This is a genomic window from Pseudomonas sp. UFMG81 (assembly GCF_015354575.1).
Lineage (GTDB): Bacteria > Pseudomonadota > Gammaproteobacteria > Pseudomonadales > Pseudomonadaceae > Aquipseudomonas.
The window spans coordinates 65,366-77,914 of sequence record NZ_JACAFQ010000018.1 but is presented as its reverse complement, the minus strand read 5'-3'; the positions used below and the strand labels follow the sequence as shown (position 1 = coordinate 77,914).

The following is a 12,549-nucleotide window of genomic DNA, read 5'->3' as shown; positions in this document are numbered from 1 at the left end:
ATAACCCTTGAAGGAAAACTGAAAACTGACGGCCTGGACAAGGCACCCGGTACCGCAGGTAATTGATAGTTTAGTGCCCTGTGGCGTTGATTCGACGCAAATGTTCAATGAGTAGGCGCAGGCGATTGGAAATGCTTCTCCGGTCAGGGAAATACAACATATAGGGCGATGCTGGCAGGCTCCAGTCGGCTAATACACGTGCCAACTTCCCTTCTTGCAGTAACGTGTCCAAATGACCGTCAGCCATGTAGGCAATGCCAAAGCCATCCACTGCAGCCTGTGTCAAGGCTACGGGATTGCTGTAAATCAAGCGGCTCTTGACCCGGACTTGAATACTTTCCTGACCATTGTCGAATGACCAACGCTCTAGGGCGCCGCTTTCAGATTGCCGATAGCCAATGCACTCATGACGATGCAGGTCATCCGGGTGATCTGGCGCTGGTCGACGAGATAGGTAGGCTGGTGACGCAAAGGCCCCCATCCTCAGGGAAGAACCAACACTCACGGCGACAAGATCCCGTTCGACCTGTGTATACAAACCAAAGCCAGCGTCAAAACCCTCCAGAACCAAATCGATCCTGGACTCATGCAAAATGACCTCAATTTCAATGGCGGGATACTGCTCAAGAAAGCTGCCAAGTGCAGGTCGCAGGATGGTCATGTAAGCCGAAGTTGTCGCGACCAAGCGCAATTCTCCGGAAGGTACGCTGGCGCTGTCTGCAATATCTTGTGACGCTTTAACCAGCTCCTCCACCAAGGGCTCGATCTGCTTGAGGAAGCGCCCCCCCGCCTCGGTCAATCTGACGCTACGGGTCGTGCGTTTGAACAACACAACCCCAAGCCTGTGCTCGAGGCTTCTGACCACCTGACTGACAGCCGACGGCGATACACCCAATTGGTGTGAAGCCGAGGTGAAACTCCGCTGCTTCGCCACCTGTACAAAGGTCAACAGACCATCAAGTTGATCCTGGCGCATAACCGCACTCCGAACGCCTTACTGGCGACAGCTCAACTTAGGAACCAAGAAGGCTTTTGAATGCAAAGATCCATCTGGAGCACCTGCCCGACAAGCGAAGAAAATGGACGACTGACATTAGAAATACTCAACCAAGTGACTTAACAAATGAGGTGGGCTTCGGCGCGCCCAATAAGGTAAAGGCCGCCCAGAGGCGGCCTTTACTCAGGCAAACGGTATGCCTGTTGAGGTAGAAGGAAATCGACTCGCTCTGACGCCCCCAAGTAACACTGAGCGGGCCGAGTTGGCCGCACACTCACCGTGGTGAAGTCATCACCACAACGCCACGGTGTAGGTCAGTATCAGGCGGTTCTCGTCGATGTCGCTGGTGAAGTTACTTCGCATACTGGCGTTCTTCCAGCGTATACCAAGGTTCTTCAGGGGGCCGCTCTGAATCACATAGCCCAACTCGCTGTCTCGCTCCCACTCCTTACCTGCCCCACTCCTGCCCCGCACCACGACGTCATCGCCCGAGATGTAGCGCGTCATGAACGTCAACCCTGGGACACCCAGGGCTGCGAAGTTGTAATCATAGCGGGCCTGCCACGACTTCTCGTCCTGATTGCCAAAGTCGTTGATCTGTACCAGATTGACCAGATACGCGTCAGTACCGTTGATATTGGCGAAGCCGGTGTCACCATCCATTCGCTGGTATCCAAGACCGAATGCATGGCCTCCCAGACTGTAGGTGAACATCGCCTGCAGTGCTCGGTTATCGACGTTGCTTTCGCCATCGTCGACACTGCGTGCAAAGCGTACATCCGACTTCAATGCCTGCCCTGTCGTTACGTTCCACACATGGTTTAGGGTCAGGTAGTGCTGCTTGTAGATGTCCTCCAGCCCACCGTAGTAGTAGCTGGTGCTCAGGTCGGGTGACCACTTGTAGGTGGCACCACCGAAGTTAAATTTCTCGCTGTCCAGATTCCGTCCAAGTCGAATGTTGCGTGACACCCCGTTGTAGACAGCCATCGTCTCGTAATCAGAAGAGTTGCGCAGGTTTACTCGGTCGAGCTTCCCCAGATCCACAGACAGATTGTCGATCTCCGTGCTGTTCAACCAGCCGCCCCGAAATGTCTGTGGCAACAGTCGACTATCATTGGAGAATGCCACCGGCAATTTCGGGATCAATGTACCGACCTTCAAGGTGTTGTCGGATACCTTAATTTTTCCTGTCACGCCTACTTCACCGTACTCATCCTGTGCCCGGTGCGGCGCCTCCCGGTCAGATTTGAGTAGACCAGTACCCGTGCGATCAGGACTGGAGTCCAGCTTGATACCCAGCAAACCTATGGCATCAACACCGACTCCCACCGGCCCTCCCGTGTACCCCGACTCGTAGCGCAAAATCAGCCCTTGCGCCCATTCTTCAGCCTTGTTTTGCGCTGCGCCGGCCTGCCTGAAATCGCGATTGAAGTAGTAGTTACGGGTTTCCAGGCTGGCTTTGCTGTCACCGATAAAGTCTGCGCTGGCGCTGAGCGGAGCCCCTGCTACCATGCCGCAGATTAGTAGTGACCAGGCGTGTGGAGCAGGATGACGAGTTTTGAAAAGCGGGAGGTGCGGGCACAAGGATTCGTTGATCTGGTCGATCGAATGGGACAATTTCATGAGGAGCTCTCTTATTCTTGTTGTGTCCGGAGCGATTACCGGAGCGCAGTGTGCGGAGCTGATCGTAGAAACCGGCCAAACCCAATGACAATCGATTAAAATGGTCGTCACGGCTGAGTTTTTATCAATGCGGCCCTACGGCGAACGACTGCTGAGGGTCTCCATCGGTACCAGAGTACGAAATCCAAAGCCCTCAGGCAGGCGCTATCCCCTATCGTTGTGACGCAATATGGGTACTAGAAGCAGGTCATTTCAAGCTTCTTCGTTCAGTGAGGAGTGCGGCGGCCCGCATGGGTAACCTGGATCGCCAACAGCAGGCCTGCTGAGAGAGTCACCAGGCCGACCATCTGCCAAATCGTCGGAATTTCCTTGGTGAGAGGGATGCCAATCATAATGGCTATCGCTGGAGCAAGTGCTGGAAACAGCGAGGCTCGCGCAGCGCCTAAGTATTCGACCGTCCGAGAGAACGTGAACAACGCCACCACACCCGACAGGACACCTAGTACTAACGCTTGCTGGATCAGCATTGAGGTATCGACCCGCATCAGGTTGAAAAGCCCATGGGTGGCTAGATAAGACGGCGAGTAGATCAACCCCGAAAGCACCGAAACAACTGCTGTAGCAGCCATGGGGGCAATCCTCCAACGCAGTTGAAGCACGGTAAATAACGCCCACATGCTGCCCGCCGTTGCGAACAGCAAATCCCCCTTCCACGCGTCTGAGCTGCCATCTAACAACGCGGGCCCTGCAGTCACGGCAAGACCTGTGATGATGATCGCCACTCCCACTAGGCGTCGCTTCGAAGTCCGCTCGCGGGTGATGACCACCGACAAGACGATCCCCATCAGCGTCAACGTCCCAAGCTGGATCACTGCGCTATGCGCAAGCGGCGCATAGTTAAATCCAGACGCTCCGACTAGCACAAACGGCGGGCCAGCAAGTAACGCAAGGACTGAGCCTTTAAACCAGCCGATGCCGGCAAGCTGCAAGGGCTGATGTCGACAAAGCCATGGCAACATGATGATGCCGGCCGTCGAATAGCGGAGAAAGGATAGGTCTTCAGCTGTCAGGCCAGCCGATATGCCTTGCCGCGTTACGGCCAGGTAGCCGCCCCAAATCACGACAGCGAACATCCCGAAAGCTAGCCCATAGCGCTCACGCTTGGCCTGCGATGAATGCGCCACCACGTCAGCTTTCATGTTCCCCTCAATGACGCTAAGCGCCGGGAAGTTGTCTTGCACTGGCACTTCCCTCACGGGCCGACGGCCGCCGGGGATCCCAGTGGGTCTCAATCGGATTTCAGGAAATCTGTCGACACTGACACATGCCGCCAGCGGGCCAGGATGTCTGCAACTGCAGCATTTTTGGTTTCAATTGCAGAAACAGTATCGCTGCCCAAGGGCAAGCGAACTGGAGGATTGGGGACGTCAGAGAAATCCACAATCACCTGTGCGAGACGATTTGGATCACCCGGCTGGATGTGATTCAGATCAACGGCCCGGTTGCGAACAGCCCCGACAGTATTGGCGTAGTCGTCGATGCGTGCATGGCTCATTGCGAGGGATATTGAGTCAAGAAAGTTTGTTCTAAAATATCCAGGCTCAATCACTGTTGCATGGATACCCAGCGGAGCCAGTTCCTGGTAAAGCGCTTCCGTAAGCCCTTCCACCGCAAACTTAGATGCACAGTACACACCGAAGCCAGCTCCCCCTCGATAACCTCCAACGGAAGAGATATTCAGAATTCGACCGGAACGCTGCGCCCGCATGTACGGCAACACAGCCTGAGTAACCCAAAGCACGCCGAACACATTGGTTTGAAAGAGCCGCTCCACTTCGTCTTTCGTCGCTTCCTCTACAGCGCCGAGTAGCCCAAACCCGGCATTGTTCAGCAAGACATCGATTCGGCCGAATCGATATATGGCGTGCTCCGTCGCAACACGTGCCTGACGCTTATCCGTGACATCTAGTGGCAGAGACAGTAGGTTCGGGTGGATTCCTAGCCGCTTGATCAGAGCAGCCGTGTTACGTGCTGTGGCGACGACGCTCTCACCCTTCCCAAGTGCCAACTCAGCAACCCGAGCCCCAAAGCCGCGGGACGCTCCGGTAATGAACCAGGTTTTCATCGTCTTCCCCTTCAAGGCGCAATTCATGTCATGCCGATTGGAAAGCTCGGAGCCTTAGACTATGGAGTTGGTTGCACCCGACTCCACAATTCATTGAATGCCACGGAGTCGAAGAAGGCTGTCGACTTCACAATTTTTCCCTCACGCATGTCGAGGAACCAGGCATAGGTGTTGGAGTAAGGCTTTCCGTCTTTGGCGGTACCGCTTGCATCAAACAGCACAATCACTGTCCCTTTGTCTTCGTAGATCCGAGTAATCTTTGGCTTAAGCCGTTCACTCATACGCGCATTGAAGGGACGGATGACCTCACTCATGAATGCTTCCCGATTAATGTAAGTTTTCGATGCGAGCGAGTTACCGGTAATCGTCCAAGTGGCGTCATCTGCAAGTAAGTCATAGGGGCCGCCAGTTCCAGCAGCCCAAGCATTGAAAGCTTGCTGAATCAGGGCTGTATTACTTGACTTGGCCACCCCGGGATGCTGCGCTTGCGCCACATTGTTCGTACTCACGAACAACAGACCAATTACCGCCCAGGCAACAACCAGGAGCTCTTTTCGAAACGAACACGCCATGGTTTTCATATCTCAGCTCTCGTCGTGTCAATCGGGTAAACGCACTCGAACGCTGCCCAGCGCCAAATTAGGCAGCGCTCGGTGCCAACGCCTCACTTATACGTGAGGACAGCCCTGCCTACGAAATCCGAGTCCCGCAAGCGATCCAGGCAATCATTCACATCTTCAAACCTAACGATGTTGATCTGGTGCTTGATCTGACCCTTCTTTGCAAGCTCTATAACCTCACTAAGATCGACGTAGTTACCCCAGAATGAGCCGTAAAAGGTTTGCTCGCGCGCCACAAGTGGGAACAACGGAATGTTAATTCGGTTTCCCACGAGTCCCACAGAGCAATACGCCCCACTGGTGGCGAGCAAGCCGGTGCCCAAGCCAATGCTCTCCTCCGCCCCTGAGCAGTCGATGACAGCGTTGAACTCGCCTCGCCCAGTCTCTCGTATCAAATCCTTGCGAACCTGATCCAGGGTTTTTCCTTTGACATTAATGATGACGTCGGCTCCAAACTCCTTGGCGATGGCCAACTTCTCATCACTGCGTGCTAAAGCCACGACAAGGGAGCCACCGGACAGTAACTTCGCATACTGAACCGCGTACATGCCAAGACCACCCAGGCCGTTGACCGCCAATATACTGTTCGGGCCAAGTACGCCGGCCTGTTGCAGCTTCTTGATACCACGGTATGGCGTCAGGCCGGCATCGGTCAGAGGTGCGAGCTCCTCTGGCTTGAGGTTGTTTTCACTACCCAGCCGAATCAGCCACTGGTAAGGCACCGGTACATATTCGCCATAACCGCCATACAGACCGAAGCCCGGCCAGCGCCCTTTGCCGCAGATCTGATGGTTGCCTACACGGCACTGATCACACTCGCCACAGCCCCAACCACCGACCACTACGACCTGGTCACCTTTGGCAAGGCCGGAGGCTGCCGGAACTCCTGCACCTACGGCTGCGATTGAACCCGCGATTTCATGCCCTGGAGTGGCTGGAAAAGGGAGATCTAGCGCGGTGAAATAGCCATCGACCAACTGAAAGTCTGTTCTGCACATCCCTGCCGCTTCGACATGAACGAGTACTTCTGTAGGTAAAATCTTAGGGACTTCTACTTCCTCAAGGACAAGCGGTTGTTTGTAGCCGTGCATTCGGGCTGCGCGCATTTTCATAAGCGATCTCCACCGTCTACGGGCAAGCAGGTGCATTGGATGGGGAGTAGAGATGCGGACGCAACAAGGGAGTCTCCGCAACTCCCTGTTCCCACTACAAATGCACGTGGATTTTAAGTCTTAGCACAGAATGTTAACCATCGGGAAAGCAGCTTAATTTTACAAGAGACAATAGCAATGTTCCGAAACGCATTGAATTGTCTAGCTAAAGCAATTGCTGACAGATTATTGCTATGTTTTCGCGAAAGGGCCTTGAAGGAAAACTTAAAAATTACTGCATAGCCACGAAACCTATTTCTCTGCAGCGCTTACTTCGCATAATGCATGAGCGAAAGGCGCACCGCTTTGGTGCTTTTTCAATAGCTAGCTCAGTGATTTGCTAAGATCCATTGTGCAATAGCGATGCGATCCGGCTCACTCAAGTGGGCCTGTGGAGGCATAGGTATCTGGCCCCAAGTACCAGAGCCTCCACTTTTTATGCTCTCGCTGAGCTGAGCGGCGGTCTTACTGCCATCCCGGTAACGATCGGCAATTTCTTTCCACGCAGGCCCGACGGCGCGGGTTGTCGCTTGATGACAAGCAGAGCAGGCATTGGTCTGCAAGAGAGTAGAGACATCCTGTGCTAGTACGGTCTGCGCTCCAGCAGAACCCATTGCTATGATACAGAATGCTACCTTCCGCATGAGGTTGACTCCGTCGAATTACTAGCAAATTAAGATTAGTAGGCAGCTGGCGTTCAGTGATCGTTATTTGTTACTAGGTATTTAGTCGATTTGGCAATTTAAAAACTGCTGAAAATTTCTTTCCGAAATAAACATTTTCGTTTGAAAAACGAGCATGGATTCGCGGCTTTCGCTCAGTCCAATGCCCCCTTCCGTCTAGGATTTTTTACACCCCGAAGGCTAGGATCTCGAGTAGCCGGGATGAGATTGGAGGCTTCATTGCCAACGGGGTAATTAAGACCCAAAACGCTTAGGCGGATATTTCAACTCTGTCGCTGTTAGTGCTTTCGATATGTTAGGAGAAATCTGAAAACCGTGTGTGTTCCGCACCGCTGCACTGCCGCTCAACGGCGTCGAAAACTGGCTTCAGAATTCCTCAAGCGAGATGCGGTTTTTATCACTTGCCAAGGGTTATTAGACGAAACAGTATTTTGAGTGCTTCAGCGTTAGGGCCAGTAGCTGATCTGTTTGAATGGCCCGTTCAGTCGAAGAGTACAAGGAGATAACAGATGCAATTGAGTAACCCTTTTTTACACAGCCTAGGTGTTGAGCTGGTCGCTTGGTCTGACGGAGGGGCTGAGTTTCACATGCCCATCCAGGCTCAGCACCTGAACCGACAAGGCATGCTGCATGGAGGGTTGATCGCAACCCTACTGGATGCCGCTTGTGGTTACGCTGGGCTTCACTCACCCGAGCACGAGGAAGAGGTTCACGGGGTAACGGTCATGTTGAACATTTCATACCTAAGCGCCGCACGTGAAGGTACTGTGATTGCCACCGGGAAAGTGACTCGAAGCGGTCGCAGCCTTTATTTCGTTCAGGGCACCCTCCTGTCCGACAAAGGTGAGCTTTTGGCGACTGCACAGGGAGCCTTCAAGCGCAGATAGCCACCTGTAGATCGGTATGAAAATGGAGACCTAGGCCAACTGCTTCCTGCAAGATCGTGTGACACAGCCGTAGTAGCCGCTACCTCTATAATCGGCTTAACTATTGCGATCCCACCAAGGCCTAGGAGAGTGACCGCCATGTCCTCCTCAACCTCTGCTGAGCTTCAGCTACCGGATGGCATCGACCTACGGCGCGCCGAATTGGCGACCTTGATCAAAAAATATGCCCCGGATTTTGGTATTCACCCCACGGCGGTCAAAGATCTGCACCTCATTCGTAGTGATCACCCTACTGACGACCTGCACCAAGTTCATAAACCGGCACTGTGCGTCGTCATCGACGGGCGCAAGGAGGTGCGCCTGGCCAATGAAACCTACATTTACGATCCGCTGAACTTCCTGGTGGTGTCGGTGACCTTGCCAATCGTTGGCAAGGTTATCGAGGCAAGCACTGAGCGCCCTTATTTGTGCATACGACTAGACATCGACCCTGCTCAGCTCTGCCGCTTGATTGCCGATGTAAGCCCCATCGGAGTGCCTGTTGCGCGGAACGGTGAACGTGGGTTGTTTCTAGAGCGAACTGACGTATCGTTGCTGGATGCTGTACTGCGACTACTGCGGCTGCTCGAGACACCCGACGATATCCCCGCTCTAGCCCCCTTTGCCGTACAGGAAATCTACTATCGATTGTTGCGTGGCCACCAAGGGCAGCGCTTGCACGAAATCGCCATTCCCGACTCACAAACCCATCGTGTGAACCGCGCGATCGAATGGCTCAACAACCACTACGCTGAGCCTTTGAGCATCGATAACCTGGCACAGCTGATTAACCTCAGTACGTCAGCCCTGCATCATCGCTTCAAGTCCGTGACAGCCATGAGCCCGCTGCAATATCAGAAACAACTGCGATTGCAGGAAGCACGGCGGCTACTGCTTTCTGAAAAGAGCGACATTTCCTCGATCGGCTACAAGATGGGCTATGAAAGCCTGTCTCAGTTCAGTCGTGAATACAGCCGCCTGTTCGGTGTCTCTCCTTCCAAGGATATGGCCCGACTCCGTGCGCAAGCCAGGTAGGAGCCCTCCTCCAACAAGCAGAATTAGGCAAATCGAGAGCAGTACTCGACTAACTTCGGCACCGACCCCAGCCGTAGTCTGAACCCATGCAGAAACACACCTGCAACGGGTTAACCAGACGATGCTGATCTGAACGACCCGGCCCTAAATCCTTGATTACGACCGGAGTCACCGCCATGAAAACCATTAGCCAACTGATTGCCGCTGTTACCTTCGCTCTGAGCGCCACCGCATTCGCTGTACCGAGCAACCAACAAGTTCGCGTCTACTCTCAAGCCTCCGAACAGCAGCAGACTGTCGCCGAAGGCGGCTCGGATCGCACCCCGGGCTTCAAAGTCGCTGAAGGTGGTTCGGATCGTACCCCAGGTTTCAAAGTCGCTGAAGGTGGTTCGGATCGCACTCCAGGCTTTAAAGTCGCTGAAGGTGGTTCGGATCGTACCCCGGGCTTCAAAGTCGCTGAAGGCGGCTCGGATCGCACTCCCGGCTTCAAAGTCGCCGAAGGTGGTTCGGATCGTACCCTCGGCCGTCGTCAAGTATAACTTTAGAAATCTACATTGGGATTGAGTTGAAGGGTAATTAAGCCCTGCAGGTTTAGTTTTGCAGGGCTTTTGATTTCAATTGATAAGACTTTGTTTAAGAGCCGAGCTTTAAACTATCATTCATAGCTTCCAGACACAGCAAGGAATGGCGATTACGACAGACTTATTTACCTCATCGTCAGCCAACCGTGATCCCTCCTTATAAAGGAAGTTTCGAAGCTTCTCGGCTTTCAGCCCTTAATTTTTACTCCCGCCAACCCCTCTAGTACCTCCACAACGTGACTCATGTCCCGTGCCTTATCGCCCTGGCTCATTGCTTGATCAAAGAACTGTTTGACCACCGCGGAAGTGAAGGCAGGTGAACCGCTATTTTCAGCCTCAGCGAGGAACAGGCGAATGTCCTTGCGCATCAAGTCCAGGCGGAAACCAAAGTCGAACTCTCGACTCAACACTGAGTTTGCGATCAAAGTTTCGCTAGTGAAGCTACGAGCTGTACTCACGTTGAGGATGTCAAGCATCTGCTTAGCTTCTAAACCAGACTTGATACCGAACAATAGTGCTTCAGCAGTTCCAACGAGGGTGGATGCGACGATCATGTTATTGACCAGCTTCAAGGTCTGTCCGAGACCTGGTCGATCGCCAATGTGCTCAACCTTTCGACCGAACGCACCAAATACCGGCAAGCATCGTAAGTACGCTGCCTTGTCGCCCCCGACCATTACCGATAACGTGCCAGCTTTGGCTGCAATGACGCCGCCAGCAAGCGGTGCATCAAGAGCAGTGATGTCTCTAGTCGCCAGGACTTGGTGTATGTGCCGGGCCATGCTTGGCCCTGTGGTAGAATGATCTACTACGATCCTTACCGCCTTGCCCTCGATCACCCCATCCACACCTAAAACCACTTGGTCTACGACATCTGGAGTTGGGACGCAAACCAGCACAATCTGAGCAGCATCGGCAACTTCTTTGGGAGAAGAATGACTGCGCGCGCCTCGCTCAAGCAGCGGTGCCAACGCGCTAGGGTTGGGATCGAAAATGTTGAGATTGAAACCGTTGACGATCAGATGCATGGCCATTTTTTGACCCATAGCACCAAGGCCGATGAAGCCAATTTCTTCGCTCATTATTGTTGTCCTTGTGCGATACCTAGAATTGTCTCAGGGTAGCCAGAGCACAGGGGCGGAATTACGTGCGCCTCGGGCATTGCGTCCCTGAGCTCTGTCCGGTAGAGATCCTAGACAGATCGCTAGAACAGCGACAATGCACTTTTCCGCACTAGTCAGTTGATAAAATATCAAGCATTCCAGTGCATTGGCCTGTCCTATCTCACGCGAGATGGATCTAAATGCCTGATCAATATTTATTCATCGGAGTAAATAAGCGAGCTTTTCCGGAGGCATGAACAGCAGTAGGAAGATGATAACTTCGACTGCTACCGGAACCGCTGCGTTGGCATGCTTGAGGCAGTTTCTATACTGCTATTCCGCTCGGCCTAGATCTTTAAGAACAAGATTGCCGGTTGGAGATCCTCGGATGCCGGCGCCAATCATGCTACCCCTTTCCACCCGTATCCGCGTAGTGGCTTAGTTAGGGTGTTGCAGCCATGGTGCCAACCTTTCCTTTGTTTTTATTTCTATACGCCGCCCCGTGCGCAGATGCCCGCCAAGGTGCGAGTGCTGATCGACTTTCTTGTGGAGAAACAGTCGTTATTGGGTTGATTGCTACAAAAAGCGAGCTTGTTGAGTGGCTGCTATTGGCCGTAAATGCCCTTCTCCCACGGCAGCTTTGGGTTGAAATGGGTCATCCTCGAATGACCGCTTGCGACCCAAAGCTGCCCTTGCATAGGGTAGCGATCAGCCGGACAGCATCCGTGAATCCTTTTTCACTTGTTCCCCCAGCCAATCAGACACCGCGCGAAACCTTGCGACGTGACCGGAATCCTTGTGGCTGAGCAGCCATAGTTCCCGCTGTGATTCTGGCTCCGGTTGCAACCGAACCAGTCCCAATTGGTCGCCAACTACGCAAGGCAACAATGCAATACCAACGCCCGCCTGACATGCGCTGGCAATCATCGAGATGCTGCTAAGCCGAATCTTCTGCACAGGCCCGATCCTGGCAAGCCATTGCATCTCCGCCAGTCTCGACATTTCATCGGGAAATGACAGCCAGGGCAGTGAAGGCCAATCCTTGCGCGAGGCACCTGAAAAGCGCTCGCTGCCATAAACCGTAAAGCCTAGAGTGCCGATCTTTCGCATCCGCAGCGCTGCGTCTGCGTTGGGCCTGTTCAAGCGAATGGCAAGGTCGGCCTCGCGCCGGGTGAATGATAGTTCGCGAAAGTCGCCCATGAGGTTCAACTCGAGGCGCGGATGCTTGACCAACAGTCCTGGCACATGACGCACCAGCCAGTAACTGAGCAGCACATCGATTGCGGTGATGTTTACCGCACCCGAAATGGCTTGGGCCTCCTCCCGACTTTCCAGAAGCATGGTCTTGACCCTATCGACGATGGTGTCGGCATGGGACAGAAGAATCTTCCCTCCAGCGGTCGGCTGATAGCCCATGTTGTCCCGGATGAACAGTTTGATGCCCAAGGCTTGCTCTGCCGCTGCGACCCTTCTACTCACAGTAGATGTCACCAATCCCAACTCCCGTGCTGTCTTGGCCATGTTGCCGGACTCTGCCAGCTTCAGCAGCAGAGGTATGTCATTCCAGTCGAAGTTCACAGAGTCGGTCTCGTAGCAAGCGTTGCGCCAATTGCGTTGCTTTTTTGCAATATGCGATTGCGATCGTAGCGCTTTATGCAACGCGGGGCGAGGAGTAAAAAGCGCTCATCAATAACTGTCTCGCTAC

General features: G+C 53.6%; 12 protein-coding genes. 3 read left to right on the top strand and 9 right to left on the bottom strand.

The features are described from left to right. Window positions 1–70: 70 nt before the first annotated feature. The 7 genes from IX761_RS15790 to IX761_RS15760 form a co-directional block, all read right to left on the bottom strand. Window positions 71–976 carry a LysR substrate-binding domain-containing protein gene (locus IX761_RS15790; RefSeq protein WP_194790498.1) on the bottom strand — a complete coding sequence of 302 codons (906 nt, stop codon included), beginning with the start codon at window positions 974–976 and terminating at the stop codon, window positions 71–73. 312 nt (window positions 977–1,288) lie between these two features. Then, on the bottom strand, window positions 1,289–2,509 hold the full coding sequence (locus tag IX761_RS15785) for an OprD family porin (protein ID WP_194790517.1): 1,221 nt from the start codon (window positions 2,507–2,509) through the stop codon (window positions 1,289–1,291). A gap of 377 nt (window positions 2,510–2,886) precedes the next feature. Continuing rightward, complete coding sequence (locus IX761_RS15780) at window positions 2,887–3,819, bottom strand: DMT family transporter (RefSeq protein WP_194790497.1); 933 nt, start codon at window positions 3,817–3,819, stop codon at window positions 2,887–2,889. Window positions 3,820–3,908: 89 nt separating this feature from the next. After that, entirely contained in the window at window positions 3,909–4,745 is an 837-nt protein-coding gene (locus IX761_RS15775; protein WP_194790496.1) for an oxidoreductase, read from the bottom strand. Window positions 4,746–4,804: 59 nt separating this feature from the next. Then, entirely contained in the window at window positions 4,805–5,326 is a 522-nt protein-coding gene (locus tag IX761_RS15770) for a nuclear transport factor 2 family protein (protein ID WP_194790495.1), read from the bottom strand. A gap of 83 nt (window positions 5,327–5,409) precedes the next feature. After that, window positions 5,410–6,477 carry an NAD(P)-dependent alcohol dehydrogenase gene (locus IX761_RS15765; RefSeq protein WP_228533601.1) on the bottom strand — a complete coding sequence of 356 codons (1,068 nt, stop codon included), beginning with the start codon at window positions 6,475–6,477 and terminating at the stop codon, window positions 5,410–5,412. A 368-nt stretch (window positions 6,478–6,845) separates the two neighbouring features. Further along, window positions 6,846–7,130 carry a c-type cytochrome gene (locus IX761_RS15760; RefSeq protein WP_228533608.1) on the bottom strand — a complete coding sequence of 95 codons (285 nt, stop codon included), beginning with the start codon at window positions 7,128–7,130 and terminating at the stop codon, window positions 6,846–6,848. Window positions 7,131–7,708: 578 nt separating this feature from the next. Between IX761_RS15760 and IX761_RS15755 the strand changes: the two genes are divergently transcribed. The 3 genes from IX761_RS15755 to IX761_RS15745 all read left to right on the top strand — a co-directional run bounded on the left by IX761_RS15755 (window position 7,709) and on the right by IX761_RS15745 (window position 9,699). Then, window positions 7,709–8,086 (top strand): PaaI family thioesterase, encoded by a 378-nt coding sequence (locus IX761_RS15755; RefSeq protein WP_194790493.1) that lies wholly within the window; start codon window positions 7,709–7,711, stop codon window positions 8,084–8,086. 138 nt (window positions 8,087–8,224) lie between these two features. Beyond that, window positions 8,225–9,160 carry an AraC family transcriptional regulator gene (locus IX761_RS15750; protein WP_194790492.1) on the top strand — a complete coding sequence of 312 codons (936 nt, stop codon included), beginning with the start codon at window positions 8,225–8,227 and terminating at the stop codon, window positions 9,158–9,160. A gap of 176 nt (window positions 9,161–9,336) precedes the next feature. Next, window positions 9,337–9,699 carry a hypothetical protein gene (locus IX761_RS15745; protein WP_194790491.1) on the top strand — a complete coding sequence of 121 codons (363 nt, stop codon included), beginning with the start codon at window positions 9,337–9,339 and terminating at the stop codon, window positions 9,697–9,699. A gap of 230 nt (window positions 9,700–9,929) precedes the next feature. Here the strand turns inward: IX761_RS15745 and IX761_RS15740 are convergent, their stop codons facing one another. Then, window positions 9,930–10,823, bottom strand: coding sequence for an NAD(P)-dependent oxidoreductase (locus tag IX761_RS15740; protein WP_194790490.1), 894 nt, complete (start codon window positions 10,821–10,823; stop codon window positions 9,930–9,932). A gap of 729 nt (window positions 10,824–11,552) precedes the next feature. Further along, a complete protein-coding gene (locus IX761_RS15735; protein ID WP_194790489.1) occupies window positions 11,553–12,422 on the bottom strand; it encodes a LysR family transcriptional regulator in 870 nt (289 codons plus the stop codon). Window positions 12,423–12,549: the final 127 nt, after the last annotated feature.